The 21857-nt window shown below is 55.2% G+C and carries 21 protein-coding genes; all 21 read right to left on the minus strand.

Going from position 1 to position 21857, the window contains the following annotated elements:
- Nucleotides 1-33: 33 nt before the first annotated feature.
- Entirely contained in the window at nt 34-2022 is a 1989-nt protein-coding gene (locus EL633_RS35325; protein ID WP_126632017.1) for an ATP-dependent DNA helicase, read from the minus strand.
- 108 nt (nt 2023-2130) lie between these two features.
- Nucleotides 2131-2976, minus strand: coding sequence for a hypothetical protein (locus tag EL633_RS35330; RefSeq protein ID WP_126632018.1), 846 nt, complete (start codon nt 2974-2976; stop codon nt 2131-2133).
- Nucleotides 2973-3587 carry a hypothetical protein gene (locus EL633_RS35335; RefSeq protein ID WP_126632019.1) on the minus strand — a complete coding sequence of 205 codons (615 nt, stop codon included), beginning with the start codon at nt 3585-3587 and terminating at the stop codon, nt 2973-2975. The genes EL633_RS35330 and EL633_RS35335 overlap by 4 nt, the downstream gene beginning before the upstream one ends.
- A gap of 132 nt (nt 3588-3719) precedes the next feature.
- Complete coding sequence (locus EL633_RS35340; protein ID WP_126632020.1) at nt 3720-4199, minus strand: hypothetical protein; 480 nt, start codon at nt 4197-4199, stop codon at nt 3720-3722.
- Nucleotides 4200-4215: 16 nt separating this feature from the next.
- The gene (locus EL633_RS37175) at nt 4216-5094 is read right to left on the minus strand and encodes a hypothetical protein (RefSeq protein WP_174845201.1); all 879 of its coding nucleotides are present in this window, start codon (nt 5092-5094) and stop codon (nt 4216-4218) included.
- Nucleotides 5095-5258: 164 nt separating this feature from the next.
- Complete coding sequence (locus tag EL633_RS35350; protein WP_126632021.1) at nt 5259-5588, minus strand: hypothetical protein; 330 nt, start codon at nt 5586-5588, stop codon at nt 5259-5261.
- A complete protein-coding gene (locus EL633_RS35355) occupies nt 5578-6489 on the minus strand; it encodes a hypothetical protein (protein ID WP_126632022.1) in 912 nt (303 codons plus the stop codon). Before EL633_RS35355 ends, EL633_RS35350 begins: the two co-directional genes overlap by 11 nt.
- Complete coding sequence (locus tag EL633_RS35360) at nt 6473-7213, minus strand: hypothetical protein (protein WP_126632023.1); 741 nt, start codon at nt 7211-7213, stop codon at nt 6473-6475. The genes EL633_RS35355 and EL633_RS35360 overlap by 17 nt, the downstream gene beginning before the upstream one ends.
- A gap of 85 nt (nt 7214-7298) precedes the next feature.
- Nucleotides 7299-8600 (minus strand): DNA polymerase III subunit beta, encoded by a 1302-nt coding sequence (dnaN, locus tag EL633_RS35365; RefSeq protein WP_126632024.1) that lies wholly within the window; start codon nt 8598-8600, stop codon nt 7299-7301.
- A gap of 8 nt (nt 8601-8608) precedes the next feature.
- Nucleotides 8609-9592, minus strand: coding sequence for a ThiF family adenylyltransferase (locus EL633_RS35370; protein WP_126632025.1), 984 nt, complete (start codon nt 9590-9592; stop codon nt 8609-8611).
- A complete protein-coding gene (locus tag EL633_RS35375; protein ID WP_161982713.1) occupies nt 9589-10491 on the minus strand; it encodes a Mov34/MPN/PAD-1 family protein in 903 nt (300 codons plus the stop codon). Before EL633_RS35375 ends, EL633_RS35370 begins: the two co-directional genes overlap by 4 nt.
- A 4-nt stretch (nt 10492-10495) precedes the next feature.
- A complete protein-coding gene (locus tag EL633_RS35380) occupies nt 10496-11326 on the minus strand; it encodes a hypothetical protein (protein ID WP_126632027.1) in 831 nt (276 codons plus the stop codon).
- On the minus strand, nt 11272-12084 hold the full coding sequence (locus EL633_RS35385) for a hypothetical protein (RefSeq protein WP_126632028.1): 813 nt from the start codon (nt 12082-12084) through the stop codon (nt 11272-11274). The genes EL633_RS35380 and EL633_RS35385 overlap by 55 nt, the downstream gene beginning before the upstream one ends.
- 57 nt (nt 12085-12141) lie before the next feature.
- Nucleotides 12142-12660, minus strand: a complete 519-nt coding sequence (locus tag EL633_RS35390; protein ID WP_126632029.1) for a hypothetical protein — start codon at nt 12658-12660, stop codon at nt 12142-12144.
- A 17-nt stretch (nt 12661-12677) separates the two neighbouring features.
- The gene (locus EL633_RS35395) at nt 12678-13343 is read right to left on the minus strand and encodes a hypothetical protein (protein ID WP_126632030.1); all 666 of its coding nucleotides are present in this window, start codon (nt 13341-13343) and stop codon (nt 12678-12680) included.
- A gap of 76 nt (nt 13344-13419) precedes the next feature.
- Nucleotides 13420-13917, minus strand: coding sequence for a hypothetical protein (locus EL633_RS35400; protein ID WP_126632031.1), 498 nt, complete (start codon nt 13915-13917; stop codon nt 13420-13422).
- A 94-nt stretch (nt 13918-14011) separates the two neighbouring features.
- Entirely contained in the window at nt 14012-14833 is an 822-nt protein-coding gene (locus EL633_RS35405) for a hypothetical protein (RefSeq protein WP_126632032.1), read from the minus strand.
- Nucleotides 14834-14941: 108 nt separating this feature from the next.
- Entirely contained in the window at nt 14942-15319 is a 378-nt protein-coding gene (locus tag EL633_RS35410) for a hypothetical protein (protein WP_126632033.1), read from the minus strand.
- Between the two features lie 70 nt (nt 15320-15389).
- Nucleotides 15390-15848, minus strand: a complete 459-nt coding sequence (locus EL633_RS35415; RefSeq protein WP_126632034.1) for a hypothetical protein — start codon at nt 15846-15848, stop codon at nt 15390-15392.
- 75 nt (nt 15849-15923) lie between these two features.
- Entirely contained in the window at nt 15924-20735 is a 4812-nt protein-coding gene (locus EL633_RS35420; protein WP_126632035.1) for a DUF6094 domain-containing protein, read from the minus strand.
- Between the two features lie 79 nt (nt 20736-20814).
- Entirely contained in the window at nt 20815-21825 is a 1011-nt protein-coding gene (locus EL633_RS35425; RefSeq protein ID WP_126632036.1) for a hypothetical protein, read from the minus strand.
- Nucleotides 21826-21857: the final 32 nt, after the last annotated feature.

Consider the following 21857-nt stretch of genomic DNA (forward strand, 5'->3'; position numbering starts at 1 on the left):
ATCAGGCCGTCATCTTCTACGTTTCTCACGTTGTTATACTGCAAAAAAGCGCTCAACATCGGCGATCTGTGTGGTACGCCGACTGGGCGGAAGAGCACCCAGCACATCTCTCCCATAGCCCTTGGTCACCAGACGCGTATCAAGAATTGCCATCACACCGCGATCTTCAGACGTGCGCAGCAGGCGCCCAACGCCTTGCTTGAGTTGGAGTACGACTTGTGGCAAGACATACCCTCCAAACCAGTTTTCATTGTTTGCCTTCATGAGGTTCACGCGGGCCTCATGCACTGGATCATCGGGAACTCCAAAAGGAAGCTTGTCTATAACGACCAGGGAAAGGGCCTCCCCGGCGATATCGACACCTTCCCAGAAGCTTTTGAGGCCGAACAGGACTGAACCTTCCTCGGCGCGAAAGCGTCGGGTCAGCTCCGCCCGGCTCATATCATGGCCCTGGCTCAGAACCGGGAACGGCAGCGAGGACGCGATTCGGCCATAGACCTCATCGAGCATGCGACGGCTAGAGAAAAGAAGGAAGGCCCTACCGCGAGACGCCATCACGAGTTTCCCCATCTCATCTGCGACCGCCTGCATGTACCGCTGAACGTGTAACCCGTTTCCATAGACGGGTTCGGGAACCCCACGAGGAATATAGAGCAGGGCACGGTTTTTGTAGTCAAACGTCGCCGGAAGGATGCGTTCGATCACCTGTGGGTAGTCTCCCTGGCTCAAACCGACCTGCTTGCGGAAGTACGCGAAGTTGGGCCGTCCATTTTCTTCCGGTTTGGTAGGGTTAGGCCCAACGGTGGCCAGTGTGGCGGAGGTCATCACGACGCAAGGCGACTTGTCGAAGAGCTTCTCTTTGAGAAAAGGCGCTACGTCAAGCGGAGCTGCACAGACCTGAAATTTGACCGCACGCTGACTTCCTACAGCAATCCGTTCAAGGTAATGGACATACTTCCCCTCTGTCTGCACCGCGAACACGAGCTGCATACCGTTCGCCAAATTTTGTACACGCTTGAGCAACTTGTCGTATAATGCAGACTCTTTCTCGCTCTGGTTCTCGGGTCGATTGAGACGAAGGGCGTCCGCGAGATCAACCAGTTTGGTCGAAAGTGCCAGGGCTTCAGGCATCGGCTCGCGGAAAGGCACTTTCGTTGAGGTTCCGAACTGCGTCTGCTCCACGCGCGACCACAGATTAGTCGCCAGTTGCCCGATCTCATTGTAGAGCGTTTCTGGAGCATGTTCTTTGACAGCGCGTAGTTGGAGCAACGAGGCGAGTTGCGTTGGGCGAATAGAAACGGTGAAGGCGCTGGTGGCCTCGTCGGCCAGATGATGTGCCTCGTCTATGACGAGCACATCCGTCTCCCGATGTGGAAGGATCGCGCCGTCAGCTGCTGCATCAAGCAGCAGCAAGGTATGATTGACAATCACGACCTGCGCGGACAGCGCGGTATCACGCATCTTGCGGATATAGCACTGATCGAAAAAGTCGCACTTGCTCCATGCGCACACATCACGATCACCATTCACCTGAGCGCGCAGATCGGCAGACAGGGTGAAATCCAGAGCCTCGAAATCTCCTGAAAAGGTAAAATCGCTCTGGACCCTTTCAAGCAGTTGCTCCAATTCTGGATGCAGGTCAAAAACCCGTAGGTCCTTGCGTGCCTCATGCAGTCGGTCGCGGCACACATAGCTCCCAACGCCCTTCATCATCACCGCCCCGAAGGGCTGTAGGTGCCTTTGGAGGAACGGCACGTCTTTGAAGTACACTTGATCCTGCAATGCTTTGTTGGCGGTACTCACAAGAACCGTTTTGCCTGAGCGGATCAGAGGCACGAGGTAACCGCCCGTCTTGCCCGTACCCGTCGGTGCCTCCAGGATGACAGGAACTTCTTCCTCAATGGCACGATCCACCTGGATCGCCATCTCGATTTGTGCGGGGCGCAACTCACGACCTCCCTTGAGGAGATCTGAAATGAGCGATGGAACTCTCGATGCGGGTGCTTGCTCATGTATGCTCATAGCTCTTCCTTCCCAAAAAGAAAGCCAGGAACAGCACGTATGCCCTGCTCCTGGCTGAAAACAGTCGTTGAAAATGGCGTTTATATTTCCTTGTCAGTACGAGAAGGTTTAGTAGTCAAAGCCGAGAAGCTGCTTCAGCTTCTCGTGGGAGGCACATTCCTGTAGAGACTTGCCATCGAAGTAGAAGAAGTGCTTTACTCGCTTCCAGCGCTGGCTGGCAAAGAGGGATTGCTGGCTGATGGCATCGCCAGGTGTGAGCAAAAGGCACTCACTCTCTGTCCAGAGCCAACCAAAGGGCTGGCAGACCCCGGTACGCATCCGGCTGGCAAGAAATGCCTGCGTCCTTGCACGGTGATGCACTGAGTAATAGCGGCTCTTTGCACGAACCGCCGCTTCAAGTGCATTGAAGACATCTTGCGGATAGGGTTCCCGCTCCTTGCTCTCCTCTTCTGCAGGCTGGCCAGTCGCCTGTTCAACGACACGGTAATGCAACAATTGGGAGATCCCCCACTTGCGGTCAACTTTTTGCTGCTGCCGCCCTTCCCGGCGCTGCGCTTTCTCGGTGAGGAGCGCTCTGGTTGCCTCGGCCCACTCCGCCGAGGGATTCGCGACGAAGCAGAGCGAGGTATGGGTGTAGAGCGGTGACTGCTGTAACAACGTGAGCATCGCGTGAGCCTGTGCTTCATACTCAACGACTTCTAGCGGCGTCTCACATCCTTTGTGGCACGCATACACGGTATAGCCATACGGCCAGTGCGGCTCGCACCGAAAAGTTGCCTTGTCCATGCGATACACGAGCAGGTCACGCCGCATGCCTGTCGCATGAGCTTCAACCCACCAGACGGAGCCAGGCAGTGGTACCTGGCGGGCCTCCAGGGTACAATGGTCGAGCGAAAAGCCACGCTCACGCCAATAGCGCCCGGCCTCCTCGATAGCTCTCTCTCGTGCGTTCATGGCGTTGGAAGCGTCCCGTCGGGAACCGAGACGATTTCATAGTTGTAGCGCTTCCAGTTGGTGATATGGTAGGCCTTCTCGTTGTCCAACGCGTAAAAGACGAGGCTCTGCTGAATGACGCGGGTTCCCTTACGCTTGACAGATTTGCGGTACGTCCCTTTGCGGAATGTATCATGTTTGGTTTCATCGGTAAACGTAAAAGGCGTCTCGAAACGGATGATGGTTCCATCCGCCAGATGGGTGGGTGGCCGTTTCGCCTGCTGGATGAGTTTCCGATAGATATACTCGTAGATGCGCACCTGGTGATTGGTCTGGCAGTAGTTCATGTCAAACGCACAGCCCGCGCAGGTGCAGCGCAGGTATCCTCTGTCTTCGCCCTCCTCGCGAACCTGGTAGAGATCTTTTCCAATGCGCAGCGTCCCGTCTGGCAGCAACGTTATTTTCTGGTTGTGGCAGTCCACCCAGGTGGTTTCACCCCGTGCCACACACTCACGATGGCGAGCCATAAAGTCCTCATCATGAGCTACCGCCTCGCGATAGGACGCCAGTTCAAGTGCGTCCCATTGCCTTTGCAGCGTCGCTTTGATACTGACTGCTGATCGTTGTTCCATCCATCAACTCCTTTTCTCGTTTTTCGGAGAATAAAAAAAGCGGCCAGAGCGTTTTGTGCTCTAACCGCTTTTCAATCTGGCTTTTTTCGTCCAGGGGATAACGTCACCTTTTCATATTCTGTAGGCCCAGCATTAAGGATGAGAGATGGGAACCAGCGTGTAGCGTTCAATGATCGTTTCATCCAAAGGGTGCTGGACAACCACATAGGTGTAAATTTCGTAGTGTCCCTGATGTCCTTGATAGGTAGCTCCATTGCCATTGAGATAGATCGCCCCATCGATGCTGATACCCACCATTGGGCGGAGGATAGAAGCATACACATGCCAGTTACTCAAATCCTGACCAGTCACGTTCTCCTTCAGTAGAGCTCTCATTTCAGAAGAGTGGGTGATCCTACGGGCGACTTCCTCCTGAAACTTTTGCTCTGACAGGCGCCTGGCACTCTCACCATATGTCCCTTTCACCTTATCCACAATCTCTCCTGGCGTCTTTTCCCCGCTCAGCGTTATTGGAACCTGACTGGTGGGCAGCAGCATCGATACCTCCCAGACGAGGGCTTCATTCCGATAAACTTTGTAAACTACATGATCTAGCCATATTCGTTCGTTCATGCTCCACTCCTTTTCTTTACTGAACATTAGCGGAATAAAGGGGGATATATCCCTGCGCATTCAGCGCATCCAGACGCTCCTGATACCCATCTGACTGGGCGGCACCCAGAGCCAGGAGCGCATGCAACATCCGCTGCGTCACGTACACGAGCGCGTCAGCGGGAATCGACGGCTGACTCAGGGCAGGCACTTCTTGGATATGGATCGTATAGGTTCCCTCATTCCTGCTTGGAGCGATCTCTATCGTGTAGGCAGCGGAAGCACCGCTCTCCTCTATGAGGTGATAGGCCTCGCGCAGTTCAGGAACACACTCAGCGTCCGTCATTAGCCGACCAGATTCGGCAAAGACGGTCAGGGAGGGAAGGAGTGCTTCCACATGCGCCTGGGAGAGGTGCATTGTGTAATCGAGGCGCTCGTCCCCGGCACCTTTGAGCACACGTTGCGCTTCCGAGAGCTGAGTGTAGTACTGGAGGCGTGCGCCGTCTGACTGCGCCTGCCGGGCGTCGAGATGCGGCGTCAGGTCAAGGCCAAAGCGGATAGTGAGACGCTTTTCGTGCCTGCTCTCATACAGTATTCCCGGCTGCTTATACCGATCCGAGAAGAAAAGGTAGAGCAGCCCGCGCGGGATGTGGGAGTCCAGACAACCACTTTGCGCAAAGTGCCGAAGGTAGGGAAGCACGCACTGGACCATCTCCTGTGTCAAGTGCATACGGTTGCGCAGCGGCAGACCCTGATGAGCGTAACGCTCGACCTCTTCGGAAGGAAGCTCAACCCCTAACCATACCGCATCTTCATCGGCCAACGAGCTTTTTTGCAGGGAGCATGGTTGCCCATCTACATCGGTAAAGGAGATGAAGCGAAAACCACGCGGTGTTGTTGTTGATTCCTCGAACATGAACCTACCCCTTTCAGATGCAAGAACCACGTAAAAAGCCTCTCGTCAGGCTCGTGCCCAGGAGAGGCTCTACAACAAAAGCAAACAATGTATGTACATTGTTTGACATATATACATTTCAACGATAAACCTGATAAAAACAGTAGACGCGAGTGGCAGAGGGATCAGGGATGAGTTGGCTTGACGATGACACTCACCCCATCGTGAAAGTACTGCCACACATCCGCATCGTGTGCTGCCGCATACGTTTCCCGCCAGGCCGGATGGGTAGATCGATTATGAATCTTCAGCCCGCTTACGGCTATCAGTTTATCAAGATAGCACTCGCATGCGTGCCAGGCCTTGCTTTGCAGGACAGTCACCAGGAAGGTTCCGTCGCTGGTATAGCCACTCCAGTAGTAAAATCCATCAATGATGACTTCCTTGGAAAGCAGTGCGGCTGGCACTGGGGGTGGATGCTCCAGATACTCGCGCACAAAGACACTATGGTTCACGTGCGTCTCCTATCCGCTCTGGCAGGGCGATATGCCGCCCAAACAGCTCTCCGAAATTGATGCCATCACCGAAGGTTCCAGCAGGGACCTGCATGACCCGTGGTCCCGTTCCACGACGTGGCGTGTCCCGCGCACACGAATTCCACAGGCGCGCGGCGAGGGCAAAGTGTGAAACGGGATCTTCTTCCAGCCACTCGCAGAAGCAACTGGCCCGCGAGCGGATCTCCAATCCCAGATGATACTGCCGTCTAATCTCCTCCATATCCTCTTTCGTCCACATCGCGTCCAGACAGGGATCGTCCATCGTCACGTTCAACCACACCGAATCCGTCTCATTCATCAGCATCTGAACAGCCAGTGCAAGCGAGGCAAGCGCACCGCCCTGGGCACTGCAGCGCTTGACAAGTAACGCCTCGCTTGCACCTCCCCGCGAAACTGGAATCTCAAAGAGATCGTCATCTTCGTACACGCCATGAGCGCGAAACCACTCTTCATCTACAGTACCTAACAGGTACAGCAGGAGCTTCCAGCCGAAGGGAAGCTCCTGCCACTGATCCTCATCGTAGAGGTCGAATCCCATTTCACCGATAGGGATTCGCTCCATCAACCGCCTCTCTCCGTACAGGTCGTCTGGCAGGAAATCTACTGGCAAAGGGAAGTAGTGCTCATCCACTAGGCGAAAGAAGTTCACCTCGCACTCGCTGTAGTCGTGACCTGACTCTGGAAAGATAGACACCCCCTGCTCTTGATCGCGCTGAAACTGATCAGGAAAGCATTCTTCGTACAGTTGAAGCATCTCTATGATCGAGAGGAACTGTTCGAGGATATCTCGCCCCTGTCCAACACTGAAAGGAATGGCTTCTCCTAAGAGCACATGCCCTCCGTCAGGCAAGAGTGTCATACGCATGCTCCTGCCTGCTCACCCGGTAGCCTTCCAGTACGTCACGGAGCATGGGAATTGTGACATGCGGAGGAAGTTCCTCGCGTTTCTCGCGTGTCCCACGCCGACGGGTATCAAGGCATTTCTGGAGTCGGAACGTCGTCAGGACGACTCCGGCGGGGCTGATGACCCGTGCATCCATGTCTCCATCGTGGCGAAGCGCCATAGTGTGTGCAACCACTTCCGCCTCGCCTTCGTCATCAAACCGATTTGAACATTCCCAACCACTTTCCATCAACTCCCAATAGGTGTCTGGTTCTCTTCGCTTGATTTCTACCGTATAATGCACACCGTCCGACTGCGGCACTGGCCAGGCTGGTATCCACCTCGCATCGCTGGAGAGTGACCCATCAATGCCCCAGATCCGCTGCGTTGCTCCTTGCCCCCTAAGCCACACGACCCCCTGAAGCGTTTTCCCAAGCGTTCGCTGCACATAATTCGCGCAATCCTGCACAACCTCATCATATGCACCTTGGGGAAGAACCAGGATAATAAAAGCAAACGGCGTGATAGAGGGGGGCACGAGTCCCTGCGCCAGCGCTTCATCGGAGATTTCGACGCTGGCTGCGATGGTTGCCTGAGAGTACGATGCAAGAGCCTCCACGAACTGCGGTGAGGGAGCACCTATCCCGTGATAGGTCAGATCGTGATACGCCAGGCAGGCAGTAGGTTTCCCTTGTTTCATTGCACGTTCCTTCACGAGCAGGGTTCCAGGATCGCTACAGGCTGAGAGGGAAACCTGGGACCCTACGAACAGTTTTTTCGTCCCGTTAACGAGCTGCGCCCATAGAAGAGAAAGAGTGGACGCACGTGTGCGATCCAGTTGGACGCATTACACCGACGGGCGCTCGTGTCATCCCAACCTCGAAGATCAGTTCTGGAGCGGAGATGACTCCGAGAACTTTAGCAATATGGGAGACGTTGAAAATCAGCGCTTCCTGATCATCGCCCTCGACTGCGACGGGGATAGTAGGTGCCGCCCCCCCAACGTCAGCAGCTTCTGACGCAAGTTGCAGCGTCCCCGGCTCTACCCCCATGCTGGATTTGATCGTGAGGTGCCCAGCATCGTAGTCTGACTTGGCAAACAGCGAAGCCAATTGGACAATCTCACGCAGATCCGCTGTCTTGATGGTCACACTTGTTTGCTTTTCACGGGGCAGAGCCGCCTTGTAATTGGGAAAGCTTCCCGATGACAGGATGGATGAGAGCACCATCCATTGCGTGCTGAAAATGACCTGGCTGTTGTTCGGCGTCAGCCGGATCTCAACCATTCCGTCGGTTGGGAGAATACTTGCCAGTTCCGTCAGAGATCGCGCTGGAACCAGAATATCGCTCGTAAGGGCACTTTCGGCTGGCAACGGCAACGTGCGGAAGGCCAGCTTTCCATATCCGTCTGCTGCGGCGAAGGTGATGCGTTGCTGCTCAATCTGCAGAAGAATGTTGCTGAATACTTCATTGCGCACCCCACCATCGTCTACCGCGATGGAGACTTCCCGAATGACTTCTTTGAGAAGAGCCGATTTGAGCAATGTTGGCTTAACACTCAGCTCTGGGCCCGGCATGGGAGGAAACTCTTCAGGGTCAAGGCCCCGAACGTGGACAGGGCCACGTGGTCCTTTGACCTGGACATCGTAGGTAGTGTTATCTACCGAAATCTCGATTTTCCCCGGCGTCAGGGCACCAATCAGATCAGTAAACAACTTTGCGGGAACAGCGACGTTCCCTTCCTCGGTAATCGTGGCTTCGATCCACCCTGTGATGCCAATGCTCAGGTTCGTTGCATCTAGCCTGATACGATTTTCCTCGTCGGACATGATGCGAATATTCGTCGCCATCGGAAACGCTCCCGCACCTCTGGCGACAGCATGGTTGACCATGCTGAGCATACGGTTCAAACGATCTTGCTCACAGACGAATTTCATACCTTGGTATCCTTTCTTCAAAAGAGTAAGCACGAAAAAGGCACAGCGTTTTTCGCTGTGCCTTGAAACACTGGAATAAAGAAGCGTGGCTTCTTGGAACGGAGTGAGACCAAGCGGAACAATAGAGCGCATGGCAAGGAGATGAACCACTGAAAGCGTTACGCCTCATCCTCCTCATCACTATCTTTATCATCGCTCCCCTCTCGACTTTCGACCAGCGTTCCCGGCGTGGTGAAGAAGGGAACTGGGAGTCCAAGCGCCAGAGACAGGCCTTCGGGGGTTGTCTCTAACGAGCGGGTGACAAAGGTGGAGTTGTCGGTATAGGTCGCAAAGGTGGTGAGCCCCCCATACATCAGCATTTCTACATATCCGTAGACGAGCCCTGCCATATGATTATTGATCGTGCGCGATTGTTGCATGGCTGGTTCACCAGCGAGCACCAGGTCTTTGCAGGAAAGCCGAGCAGACGCGCTCATCTCTTCGTCGGGTAGCGGTACCAGCAGTTCAGGATGAACAAGTGACGGCGACGGCAATCGCAGGCACAGTGGACCTGCCAGTGCTCCACACAATTCGTCGGCGGTCGCGACGTTTCCACAGAGTACTTGCCCGGCGTGCAGAGAATTTCCACTATCGATCCACCACAAGAGCGAGGGATACTCGTTCTCTCGCGTTCCATAAGGGTTCTGTTTCGCCAGGCAGTCCGCCATCTCCTGTCTGGCCTTTGCATTATCAACGCAGCCAATCAAAATCGTCAGTTCGTTCCAGCGACGCGCCAGCAGCGAGGAGGAGAACTGTCCCACGTGGGCCGAGATCTCGTGCTCAGAGAGTCCGAAAGCAAACGCGAGTCGGTTCACCAGCAGTTGTGCCTTTGGATACCCAATTTCCGCAGGGCAAAAGTTCTGCCGCGCGCGGATGTTGCCCTCTTCGACAGCATCGTGATCAACAATAAGCAGTGACGCATGGCGAGGTTCTTCGCCATGCACTTGTGCCCACGTGCGGTTAAAGTCCCACACTAAACGGGCCAGGTGCCCAACAAGCCAGGAGCCAGTGCCGCCTGCACCAACGACGACGATCTGCACCGTTTTTGCTTGGTAGGTGAGTACGGGGCGTGGAGATTGCGTTGCCAATCCTGGGTAATTCATTGCGGCTTCTCCATCTGCTCTGTCGCCGCGCAATCTTCGACCCCTGCTGGAAGCGCGAAGAAGGTACTGGCGGGCACATCCCAAGCATAACCATGGACACAGACGCGTGTCCGTATTTGCGGATGAGTATTGATCTGGCCGATGACGAAGTAGACCTTAAAGCCCCCATTCACCAGTTCGTCTCGGTCGTCTGTCGAGGAAAAGTAGGCCCGCATAGTATGGTGTGAATGCCCTTCGATCAGCGCTGTCTCGTCCTGCTCAGAAGAGGTAAGGGCCTGCACGCTGCCTGCCGACTGAACTTGTTCGGGCTCGTGAACGCGCCACGCGTCCTCCCAGGTCAGATAGAAGAGCCGCTCAAGCATGTGGCCATGCTCCCTGTCCTGTGACGCACGCGCACGGTCGAAGACATCCCGAACAACCTCCTCGTCAACCAGGGGATGTTTCCAGGCAACATACGGTACAACCGGGGCCAGTCCAGGAAGATGGCAGGGAGCGGAAATGGGCATGAGCACTTCCAGACCCGGACACCCTGCAAACAGGAAGACACCGTTGCCCGCAATCACGTATTGGTAGATACGAGAAGCGTCGAGTGCAGGCAGTTCTGGGCGCATGAGCACATGATGGCTGGGCGCAAACGGCAGAGAAACACGGTTGGTGCAGAGTGCTTCATCGCCTGGCACATCCAGGGTGCCATTGTCGAGCGCAAACAATGACATGAGTGAGGCGAGCGGGAGCAGACCCCGAATCTCGCACAGCGCAAGCGGGAAGGGAATGCTCATTCCGAAACAGCGTACCGAACTGTACACACCGTCTCCTGCCACAATGAGGTCCGTCTCATCATCGACCTCCAGGCGAGCTTCTGCCGAAACATGCAGCAGGTGATAGGAAAGTGATGACATGATTTTATCTCCTAGCATGGATGACTGAGTTAAGTAAGTGGTCCAGCGAGAGTACCTTAGTGGACTGGGCACTGGCCGCTATGCCAAACAGATCTTCATGGGGGAAAAAGCGAGCCTCTTGGGCCGCAAGCTCTGCCAACAGGTAGCGAATGTCCCCTGGATGTTTCTGTGACTTATTGTTCGCCATATGCCCGTTGAAAGGACTGTCGAGAAAGAGGTGAAATGCTTGGAGTATGGTTGATCCGCTGGCCTCAGGAGCCCGGTTTGCTCCGAAACAGATGCTTCCGTTCGAGCTGACATTGGAAAGTGGCGCGTGATACAACGCCGTTTGAGCCGAGATATCTGTGTCCTTGACCGCCCAAATCCAGTAGTTGCGTCCGCACCCGGTAAAGACAAAACCAGGTAAGGGCACATCCACTTGCTGGAGACCAAGATCATTATCGATCACGGCGAGATGGTGATGGGCCGGTGGGATGCAGATCGATAACCAGCGTCGGCCTGCTGCATCAATACCACATCGAAACGTGCCTTGCGGCATCCAGCCACTGTCAAAGGGCATCGTGTGGAATGCAGTCCGGACGGCATCGGCAGGAAGGAGCTTGCATTGCTGCGAACCATTGCGCTCCCGCCAATAAAAAGCGAACATCTCATTGCTGCCGAGAAAAAAGAGCGCAGCGTTGATTCTGATCAGCCCGTCCTTGGGAATCTTGAGCAGGTCAAGAATGACATCCGAGGTAAGAAACTCTTCCAGTCCAGGCATGGGCAAGCCCTCTGGGATGCTTAACTCTTCTGTTCCTGGTGCATCTGCTTCGTCAGGATAACGCTCTCGTTCCATACGCGTATCACCTCCGTAAAATTGGGGATAAGATCCCCTTCGAGCCACTTCATAAAGTGGTCAGATTTCTTTTTCATATCCAGGGCTTCTGCATACTGCTTTATCAGTTCATCAATGGTCTCGATGCTCCAATCAGCAGTAGCACAGGGCATTTCCATCGTGGCATCCAGCCAGACCGTCCCGGTGTCGTTGGCAACCAGGTCGATGACGCAGCGAAAAAATGCGAGTGGCTCCCGCTGACGCTCGCACACCTCCCGAAGGGCCGCATCATCGACCTTCCCCTCCTCAATGGGAATGGTGAAGATCGCGTCCCGCTCATCACCGAAGAGATCCTGAAAAAAACCTTCCCCAACTTCACCAATCAGGTAGAACATGAGCTGCCACCCCAGATCCATTTCTAGGAAGTCGTCACCAGTGGAGAGATCGATACCGAAAGGCTCGACGGGGATGGTATAGCAGCGATTGTCCTCACCAGCATCATCCAGCACATACCACAGCGAGAGCGGGAACAAGTTCGTGTCTATCAGCCGGAGCAATTGGGCCTCATGCGGGCTGTACGCCTCGCCGCGTAAGGGGAAAAGAGGGGCCAGACCCTGGCTGATCTGCTCCATCGACTCGGTATACTCTGAGGGAAAGTAGTGCTGATAGACCACGAGATAGTCTATGGCCGAGCGTACTCGCTCAAGAAAGCGCCTTGCCTCATATTTGTTCAGCGGAACCTGAAAGGCGCGCAGTGTGTCAGTGAGGTCCGAGATCATGTCACATAAAAAGCGCAGCCAGAGACATGTCTCTGGCTGCGCCCTCCTTTCGCAAGGTTAAAAGCCGAGGGGTACCCAGGGACTGGGAGCGGCCTGAGCATCCTGCAACTTTCTGCAGATCTCGCTGACGATGCGTTCGTCGCTGTTCTCGTATTCAAGCGCATGGTTGATGCGCGACTGATAGGATAGGAGCCGGGGGAGCGCTTCTCTACCGATGAACTGGCCGCTGATCTGAAGCAGCTTCAGTTCAAACGTCAGCTCCATTACCGGGTGTATGCGTTGTGGGATGGCACAGAGGTCCCCAATAAGTGCATCGATCTCTCTCCCTCCTTTCGTTCCCAACTGCGGTGTCACCCGGATGACGGTCTCTTTTGATCCATCCAATTTGCTTTCCTCCGACCAATTGAGGGTTGCATTGGTGGCCGCAGGACTCACCTGGCTGAGCCAGCGTTTCAGGTTGATGTCACGCTGCTTTTTCGCTTCCTCTTCACCTTTCTCAGCGACCACACGCTCATCGAGTGCGGTCAGTTCCTGTGGGATTTCAAACTCTTGATTTTGCAATTTTACTTTTGCCATAAAGACGCTCCTTTTAACTACTCGAACATGGAAACCGTCGCATACTTCTGTTCAGGTTTTTTGGTGGCTTCCTTACTTGTGGCCTTGCTGGATTTCTGCGTAGATGCAGGCACAGGAGAAGGAGATGCCTGGGGCGTGGAGGAAACTGTTGCACTGGTCGAAGACGAGTGTGCGTTCGCTGCTCCCAAAGCGGTCGTTGCAGACGACTTTGGCAAGGGCTGAGATGGGCGGGCTTTTCGCTTCGCCTCCTCCTCTAGCCGTCTGCGTTGCCGATCCGACCACGCCAGGAAGTGAAGCTGCATGGTGGCCGCGATGGCCTTTTGCAGGTTATCCAGAAATGCGCGCTGGGAAAGCTCTGCGGCACGGAACGCTTTCGTGTGAACTACACCATCAGGCACTTCACGTGCAAACAGTAGCACAAGCGGACCTTGTGGATCGCCATCGTCGTGTTGGATCGTCACACCAATGAAGAGATCGTTCGATCCTTTGAGCAGATCAGGGACCGTCCAGTTACGAGCTGTGTTTTCAGAAGGTTCCTCTTGTTCTGCCTCCGTTTGTGGCTGTGCCATTTTTTCGCACTGTTCTGCTGTCTTGACGAGCGTGGGTGACTGTTCATCCGGCAGTCCATCGTCGTAATAATCAACAATCTCGCCGTTATCGCCGTAGATAGGCTGTGAAGCCATACATTTCTCACTTTCATCACCAAACATAAAGCCTGCCCAGCCTTGAAAGCTGGGCAGGCTAAAAACGATGTGCGCATCATGCGTCGCCGTCTTCTCGAAGGAGATGAGGGCGATGGAATGTCATCCATGCCTGCGCCTCTTCCTGGTTGACCTGACACACGACCTGTGGATCTGAGGCGATAAAGTACAAACGCTCTACATCAGCATCGAAGAAGGCCATAAATGCGATAATGCTCTCTGAAATTGCATCTCCGCCATACGCTTCCTCATGCAAGCCGAGCAGGTCATCATCGTCAGAGGCCGCGAACCAGCGGGTCACATCCACGGTTTCCTGCTCACTCCCATCAATGGAGTAGGTTGCATGCACCGATGGCGAGAGAAGCTCTGAGTCAGTCTTGCTCTCAATCTGAGATTTCGCCTCTTGTATGTAAAGGGTGAGCCCTTCCTGCAATACCTGCTGCGCAACGTCGTCGGTCAAGAGCATTTCGCTCAGTTCGCCTGGATCGCGTCGTGCGAGATCGAAGAGCTGCGCGGCCATCTCCAAGCCAGCTTTTGGAGTAATACTTTCTTCCATAAAACCCTTTCTTCTGCCTATTCAACTCAAGACGTTCAATGAGATGGAGTGCAGACGAGGTGGGCCGCGCGTACAGGTCGGAGAATACCAACCATTACCAGTACAGATCCACACGTGAAACCTCCTGCTCCAGCTCTTGGAGGCGGCGTTCCGCCTCTGGGGGAATGGAGAAGTCGTGTCGGCTCAGGAATGCCCGCAATGGGTCAGCGGCGGAACGCCTGGCCCCAATGACCCAGTGGAAACCGCCATTATAGGAGTAGGAACGGCAGGGGATCGCTTTAACCTCAGCATTCAACAAGCGGTCGGGAAAGTAGAGTGCAAAGGCATCCATCTCCTGGGCGTACTCTACCCGGTACTCAGACGGTACTACGACGCTCCCATGAGATGCCTGTGCACGTTCTCGCACTCCGGGCCCAAGCCGAAAGTGGTAAGGCGTTGCCCAGTCGAGAAGAATGCTCCCCGCTCCATGATAAGTTCGGTAGCGGAAAAAGAGTTTTGTCCCTATCGGCTCTTTGTGCAACGCGTTTCCTGGAAGGTTTCGGAACGAGTCAACCAGCGGCCAATCATCGTTGGGAAAGATGACAAAAAAGCCTGTGCCGTCTGGGTGCAGCGCGATCTGCCGATCCTCACCCTCAAATACAGGTGGTTCGGGCAATGCGGAACAATCAATCTGCATCTCCCCTAGCTGGCGGTGATACTTCTTCGTCCAGCGCCAGGCACGATGAAAGATACTCAGTGGCCAGGCATCGAGCGGCAGATAGGCGTAGAGGTGCCCAGCTCGCGTGTCCGTCCCATCAAATCCTTGATCGTCGCGCATCAATGCTCCATCGCAGACCCCCGCCAATGCTTCCACTGCGTGTTTCAAGCGCTGGTACCGGCTCCGGTCAAACGTCGCCTCATCTTCTGCACAATCCATGACGTTCCTCCTTTTCGACAGAGAAAAGCGGCAATGGTTGTTCGTTCCATTGCCGCTGAGCGTGAGTAAAACCCGTGGGCGAGACTCCCCTGGAGGGTGCGCCTCGTCTTAAATTTCCACACAGACCACGATTTGTGCTTGACCAGACACCTGTACTGTCTCCTGCGTGACTGGGTATGGCACAAGCTGTGCGAGTCTTTGCGCGAGGCGATCTGGCGGAACAGGGCGTAGGTCGTCGTAAGTGAACCCTGTTTGCTCGACCACCCTGACCAGTTCGACCAGTCCGGTATCCCCAGAACGTTTTCCTGGCTGACAGATGTAGTGGCGTTCGGCCAGTTTTTGCACGACGTGCATCGCGCGTTGCTCATAACGCAGGCGATCCTCCTGATTCCAAGAATTACCAAAATGCAACAGCGTTTCCCCACGACGTTCTGGGAATGTCTGCCGATAATCGACAACGATTTCTGTGTTGAGATCGAATGCCATCGTCATATCCTCCTTATGAGTTGCTCAAAAAAGAGCCTCGTATACTTGCTTGTCGGTTTGTCTTGTTGCCCTAGTGAACCAGGCCAATCACCACGCCGAAGAGAAACCAGAGGTAGAGCGTTGGGAGAGACCAGACCACGACTCCAAGCCAATACATGGTTGATGAAGAGGGTGATGCACTCGTTTTCGGGAACGGAATGGCAAAAGCGGCGCATAAGAGCACCATTCTGACCACAATGATGGCGAGAGCACCATAGGCCAAACCGAGCGGCTGCACGTGAACCAGAACGGCCCAAATGACGTAGAAAGGCTCGACCAGGTAAAGATGCACGATTTCCCAGGCTCCCGAAAGAGACACAGCGCAACCATGTGAAAGCCCCAGTTCATTTTTTTCCTGCTCATATTCTTTGATAGCTTCAGGACTCATTGATGCTTTGCGTGCGCTCCAGCGACGAGAGGGACTAAACGCGGCGAAAAATGAGCCAGCAAGCGCACTGTACAGAAGCAAACAAGTTTGAAAAACACCCATTGAACCTACTCCTTTGCAAAAAACAGAGCAGCCAGATCTCTGTGTGGACCTGGCTGCTCAAAAACAAGAGAAACGTTATTTGCGCCGACCTTTGCGCTTGGTGGTGTACTGCTGTCTGAGCAGAGCCCATGCATCGAGGGCGGCACTCGCCACAATTGGTTCTGCCCACGGGTCGTCGGTCACTGAGATGGGAATGGCTGTCACCATTTCCTCCTTCGTGACCACCCGTGTCTCGGAAGGAGCGGTACCCGGGGCAATGTCAGCAGTTTCTGATGGAACATCGACGAAAGACGCCGAGGCAGAAAGCGGCATCTGGCGAATTTCCTCCATTTGCACTGGAGGCGGTTCGCTCTCGTCGTCAACCGCCTGATTTTGCTGTTGTTCCAGTTCGGCAGCGGCCCGGAACATCTCTTGCAGTTCCAGCGCTTCCTTCTCTGGATCGACGATCTCCCCTCGCTCCAGCACGCTCACCATTTCGCGCGCCATCTGCCCAATGATGTCACCCTCCTCCATCTCGTCTTCTTCGCCCAATGACACCAGTCCACCACTTGCCACCTGCCCTTCGACCAGGAGGCTCGCCTGGGTTTTGCGCGCCATTAAGTGCAGAAGTCGCAGCGCCATCGATCCCAGGTAGGCAAAAAAGACGACTTCAACATCGACCTGTTGACCGAGGCGTAGCGAGCGGCGTGCAGACTGTCGCAGATCTGACGTTGACCTGGGAAAGCTCATGTAGGCGATGCGCGGAAACGCAATGAGATCCAGGCCCACCTTCACGAGCCTGGGATTGCAGATCAGGACATCGACGCCAGCCTTGACCTGCCGATCTAGCCATTCCTCACGGTCCATGGTCTTCTTCGTCGAGTTGGAACGAAGGATAACGACTTTGAGCTTTTTCCCACCGCGCTTGCGCACCTTGGTCTCTAGCAGCTCTTTCAGGCGAGGTTGAACGTCATAGACACCGGTGTTCTCCGAAAAAATGAGGACTGGGAGTCCCTGGTCCTGCTGCTCTTGCACATAATCGATCAGGCTCCGCTCCAGCGGGAAAATCATGTCCTTGGGCAGAGCAGACGCCTTCCCGAAAACCAGACCATGCTTCGTGCGGCACTCCCAGCCCAGCCACGGCATGTTGGGGTAATACAGCATCGCGTAAAACCAGGGGGATAGGCCAGACTTATCGCCCGATGAGAGCATTTTGCCCAGGTTGCGGGTCGCCTCGCGCTCAAACTCGCTATATTCTGGCCCGAGGACGGGACCCATCGGTACCACACGAACTTCTTCTCGATACTTGACCAGGCCGGGAACAACATCGCGCAGCTCCGTGAACGTCGAGCAGCGCGCCACCTTCCCCATGCACGACGGCGCAACCCCCGCGATCTCTTTGTAGACCGGCATCCCCTGGCGAATCTTCCGCTTGCTATCGGACCCACTCCCCGCTTCATCTTCCTCTTTATAACTCTTTTGAACCATCTGCCGCTTGCCGTTTTCATCGATCCAGCGCTCGACATCTTCATACGGGTATTCCTGGCGGACCAGCTTGAGCAGCAGATAAAACAGACGGAAAAGCGACGAAGAGTAGCCGTTAGAGAGTGTTCCGGTGAGGCCAAGCATCCGACCGCAGGCATTCGCCAGGCTCTGGCGCGCAAAATCGAGCGCGGTGCCGTCTGCGCCTTCATGCATCTCATCGGCAATCAAGAGTTTGAAGAAGCCGTTGTAGTAGTCAAGGATGTAGTCCGCGATAGGGTACCGGCGTTTATAGGTATTGCGCACGCACGGCGGTCGGAAACTCTGGCTGGGCAGGGGGAGCGCTTCAGCATGTTTGGAACCAACATGCTGCACGAGGGTAGTCTGCCCACAGCGTCGTTCCACACGGGTGGTAGGTTGGGAGGAGAGCGCGGAGAAAGGGCGCCAGTTTTTTTGTCGCTTGGCAACGTACTGCCAGAGCGGTTCCCCACATTCTGGACACGCCCGCTTCACCCGATGATCCTTGGCTCCTACCAGATCCCCTTCCGTCATCACAAGAGAAATCGGATGGACCACCTCTTCTTCGTGCAGCGCCAACCGGTGTTCATAGTGCAAAACCGCAGCACGAACGATTTCACCCTCGCGCAGCAGTTGCTGGTAGTCCTCGTCCGTTGTGGCAAGATCACGGATGAATGCCTGGATACTCGCCTCACACTCCAGTTGCAACTCGCGGAAAAGCTGGTCTTGGGCGATGATCAGCTTGCGATAGGCATCTGAACGAAGCAAGAGGCGACTTTTGAACTGCTGGAGGGTCTTTTGTGTCTCCTCTGCCTGCGACGTAGCCGCGATCTTTGTGGCGAGCAGCACGCGGTACTCGTCTGAGTCAGGCGATTGGCACTGCTCGACGCGCTGCGTTGCCTCTCTCTGCTGTGTCCATGCCTCCTCTTGCTGAGTGAGCAACGCACGGTACTCACCGTCCGTCTCCCGTAGGCGATCAAAGAACATGTCAATGAGGTGTGCTGATGCCGCATATCGCGTATCATAGGGAGCACTTCCCTGGCGCAACGTCTCCCGTTGCCCAATGAGTATGCGGTAGCCCTCGAACGAATACAGATACTCTTGGACACGCCGTTCATAGGCGTTGAGACGATTCCCACTTCGCCCTCCCTGAGTCCGGCGCTGCTCGCGCAGCTTTTCCAGGGTCTCCAAACGCTCGGCGTACTCGTGGCTATTCTTTACCTGCTGCTTGGCCCTCCGCTCGTCGAGGATGGTATGCGAACAGTTCGTACAACACGGAACCATCGCAGGCTTACCGTTCGCACGTTTAAGCAGTTTGACCAGACCGTTGTCTCTATCGATGTAGCGAGCGGGCTTCAGCGCGTACTGAACACCCCACTCCGGCGTCAACTTGGCCGTACTGAAGGTCACAATGACCACATGGCACGGTTTCAGCGGAAGTGGCTTGAGTGCAGCCTCAAGGGTCTGGCCTGAAAGTTGGACGCGGGCTTGCCGGTTCTCTTCTTCGACAACATGGCACTGCTTCTTCCATTCCTCCAGTTCGTACGTAATGCGTGCCACGATACGGTCTACACTGCCTACCGTACCCAGACTTGTGCCAGCGAAGTCGGGATCAAACGCACGAAAATCAGCGGAGGCATCGCTAAATGACCGCTTCTCTTCCTGCTCATTCGCCTCCTCGTCGTCATCGTCGTCGCTGCCCTGGGATGATCCAAAACGCTCGACGATGACGACCCGCGCATTGGGGAGGGTCGCTTCGATCTCGCGCTTCCATTTTTTTGCCATGATCGGCGGGCTGAGCACGACGGCGGGGAAGAAAGGCAGACATCTGGTCGCTTTCGTCGCAAGTTCGGTGCAGCCACACGCATAGAGGTCAGAAAGGAAGGCGGTGGCAATCGCCATAAAGGTCTTTCCACTTGCCATCTCTGCGATCTCTGCAATGCGCTCCAGCAACTCATCTTCGTCAATCCCACCCTCTTTCCACTCATTGACAAAGCTGTGAACCTGAGCCAGGATCGTGTCGTACTGCTTGCCGAGCGGCTGACGTTTAAGCAGGCTCAGAGCCTTCTTTGCCCACGGGACCTGACTCGCGTGCCGATAGCGCGGTGCATTGAGCTTCGTCACCTGTTGCATTAGTGATGCCCCGAAGTTGTCCAAAAACTCGGCCATCGAGAGCGTTTCGTACTCAACGGCCCACTCCACGAGCGTTGCTCCCCCCGTCTGCACCAGGATCAGATCGCCCGTTTCCAGATCGGTACACCACAGCGATGACTCGAACTTATCCGTCACCTTCTCCACAATTTCGGCATCATCTTCGACCTTGTTGTAGTGTGTGGTCTTACGGGTATGCCCCTTGACCAGGATGCGCCGTCCGTCCCTACCCACCAGCACCGCGCGATTACAGAGACCAGCCACCGCAAAGACGACCACATAGCCCTTTTTGAACTTGTGCATGGGGTGTCCGACAGCGAGGCCAACTTTGCGAGGGTTGGGAAAACGCGCTGACCAGTAATCGTCGCTGGCCCAGACGCCTAATTCTGGGCGTCTGGTCTTGGTGGAAAAGGTGCCAACTTGCACTGCGGCGGCATCGGGATCGAATGCCCCTTTCACAAAGTAGCGCAGCTGACCGTGAGGCGCGTTGGGAATCTCGTATTGCGGCGGATGTTCCTCGGTCCCAATGATGGGAAGCAATGCACCCATATTGGCCCATTCTTCGACGCGCGACAGCAGATCCTGCTCGGCAGGCACCATCTGGGGACGTTTTTGTAAGAAGAGCACCACCTGTTTGAACTGGCCGTACATCGACACTTCTTCACGGCTCTCAGGAGGCCGCCACTGAGCATCGGGAAAGCGAACACAGTGCATTTCCTCATAATGCTCTGCCAGGAACTTCGCGACCCCCGAACGGCGAAGCACATATTGGGGAATGACCCAGACGAGAACGCCCCCTGGGCACAACTTGAGAGTTGCCCGCTGCAGGAACGTAAATTCCAGACGATATTTTCTCCCCTTCAAGCTTGTCTGCTCGGTATCGTCATCGTAGTCGCTATTCAGATAGATGAACTGCCAACCACCGTCTGACGATTCACCATTTGAGAGCGTCGTTGAAAAGAAGCTGGTGTGAAGCAAGTGATTGAGCCGATCCGCCGCCGCCTGGGCAAGGGTGGCCTGAGGTTCGATCCCATAGGTTTCCACCTCAAACTCGGCGTAACGACCGTGTTTGCGCTCGTGTTGCGTACGCAAGGCATCGACAATGATCTTGATGGCGGTTGCGTCACCAACGCAAGGATCGAGGACTCTGAAGCGTGCATCCTCGCGCTGAGCCTTGAGGTAGTGCGCGATAGCACTGGCGACGGGTGGCGGCGTAGGATAATGACCCAACTTGACTTTTGATTGAGGTCGTGCCATACTGCTTGTATCCTTTTCGAGAGAAAAAACTACCCCCCGGTGCTGCTACACCGGGGGGCTTTTACCTATCAGTGAACGGTTATGCGAGAGCTGAGGAATACGCGTCGGCCTCCTCTTCGTCAGGTGAGACGAGATTACTAATGCGACCGTCCCGACGTGCCTGCTTCAGATCTGAGTCCAGCAGCGCAATATTTGGCTGACAGAGCCAGGCCTGAGAGAAGACTGGTGGTCGCTGCTTCTCCCCGTCCGGCGTCTCTTCCGAAGAGACCTGCGCACACCAGACAGTGAGCGGCACGTTTTCCCCACGCTCCACTCCTCGCTGCCAGAGGTAGTCACACCACTCAAGTGCCATTGCCCAGGGGGCACGGAGATCCAGAAACGCGAAGTACGATTCGGCCAGAAAGGCGGTCGTGTGCAACTCACAGTGCGTGCGATATCCCTCATCAGTCTCCCCAGGCAGGCGTTCGGGATGTTCATTCCCAGGGACGAGGAGGAGGAAGAGGGGATGCTTTTCGCGATTCTGTCGCTCTTCGAGTACACCCAACGTTTTTTTCGTCGCGGTCGAACCCTCGGCACGCTCTTTTCCGCGCCCTTTTTTCTTCGGATTGATGCGCCGGCCTTTTTTGGTCTTGCGTTCCTTCTGGACAGGGGCCGCACCGCGTAGCGGGTCATACATCGTGAGCATATTGGATTCAATGACCCGTTGCAGATCCTGGCTGGGCAGATCGGCCTGGCGATAATTCCAGTGAAGTGTGTATCCAAGTGCAGCAGAATCCGGGCGGCGATGAGCGAGCACCACCGTTCCAACACCATCCAGATAGACATCATAGGGATTACTTGCAGTCAGGGCCGACCAGATCCCATCCAGGATCGTGCCTTGCCCACGCATGGCGACCAACGATAGATAGTAGAGAGGTGTGACATCAGTTCCTTGAAAGCGAAACTTGGGGCCAGCGATATAGCAATTGACATAGGCGTAGTATTTGACTGCACCTTTCACGCGCACGAGAATACGTGGGAGATGGGTTTGTTCTACCAGTGATTGAGGAGCTAAAGCGGCGGCGGCAGTCATACGGGAAGAGGGTGGCATACCGTGCTTCCTTTCATGGATAAGAGACCGGT

This window comes from Dictyobacter alpinus (assembly GCF_003967575.1).
Classification (GTDB): Bacteria; Chloroflexota; Ktedonobacteria; order Ktedonobacterales; family Ktedonobacteraceae; genus Dictyobacter; species Dictyobacter alpinus.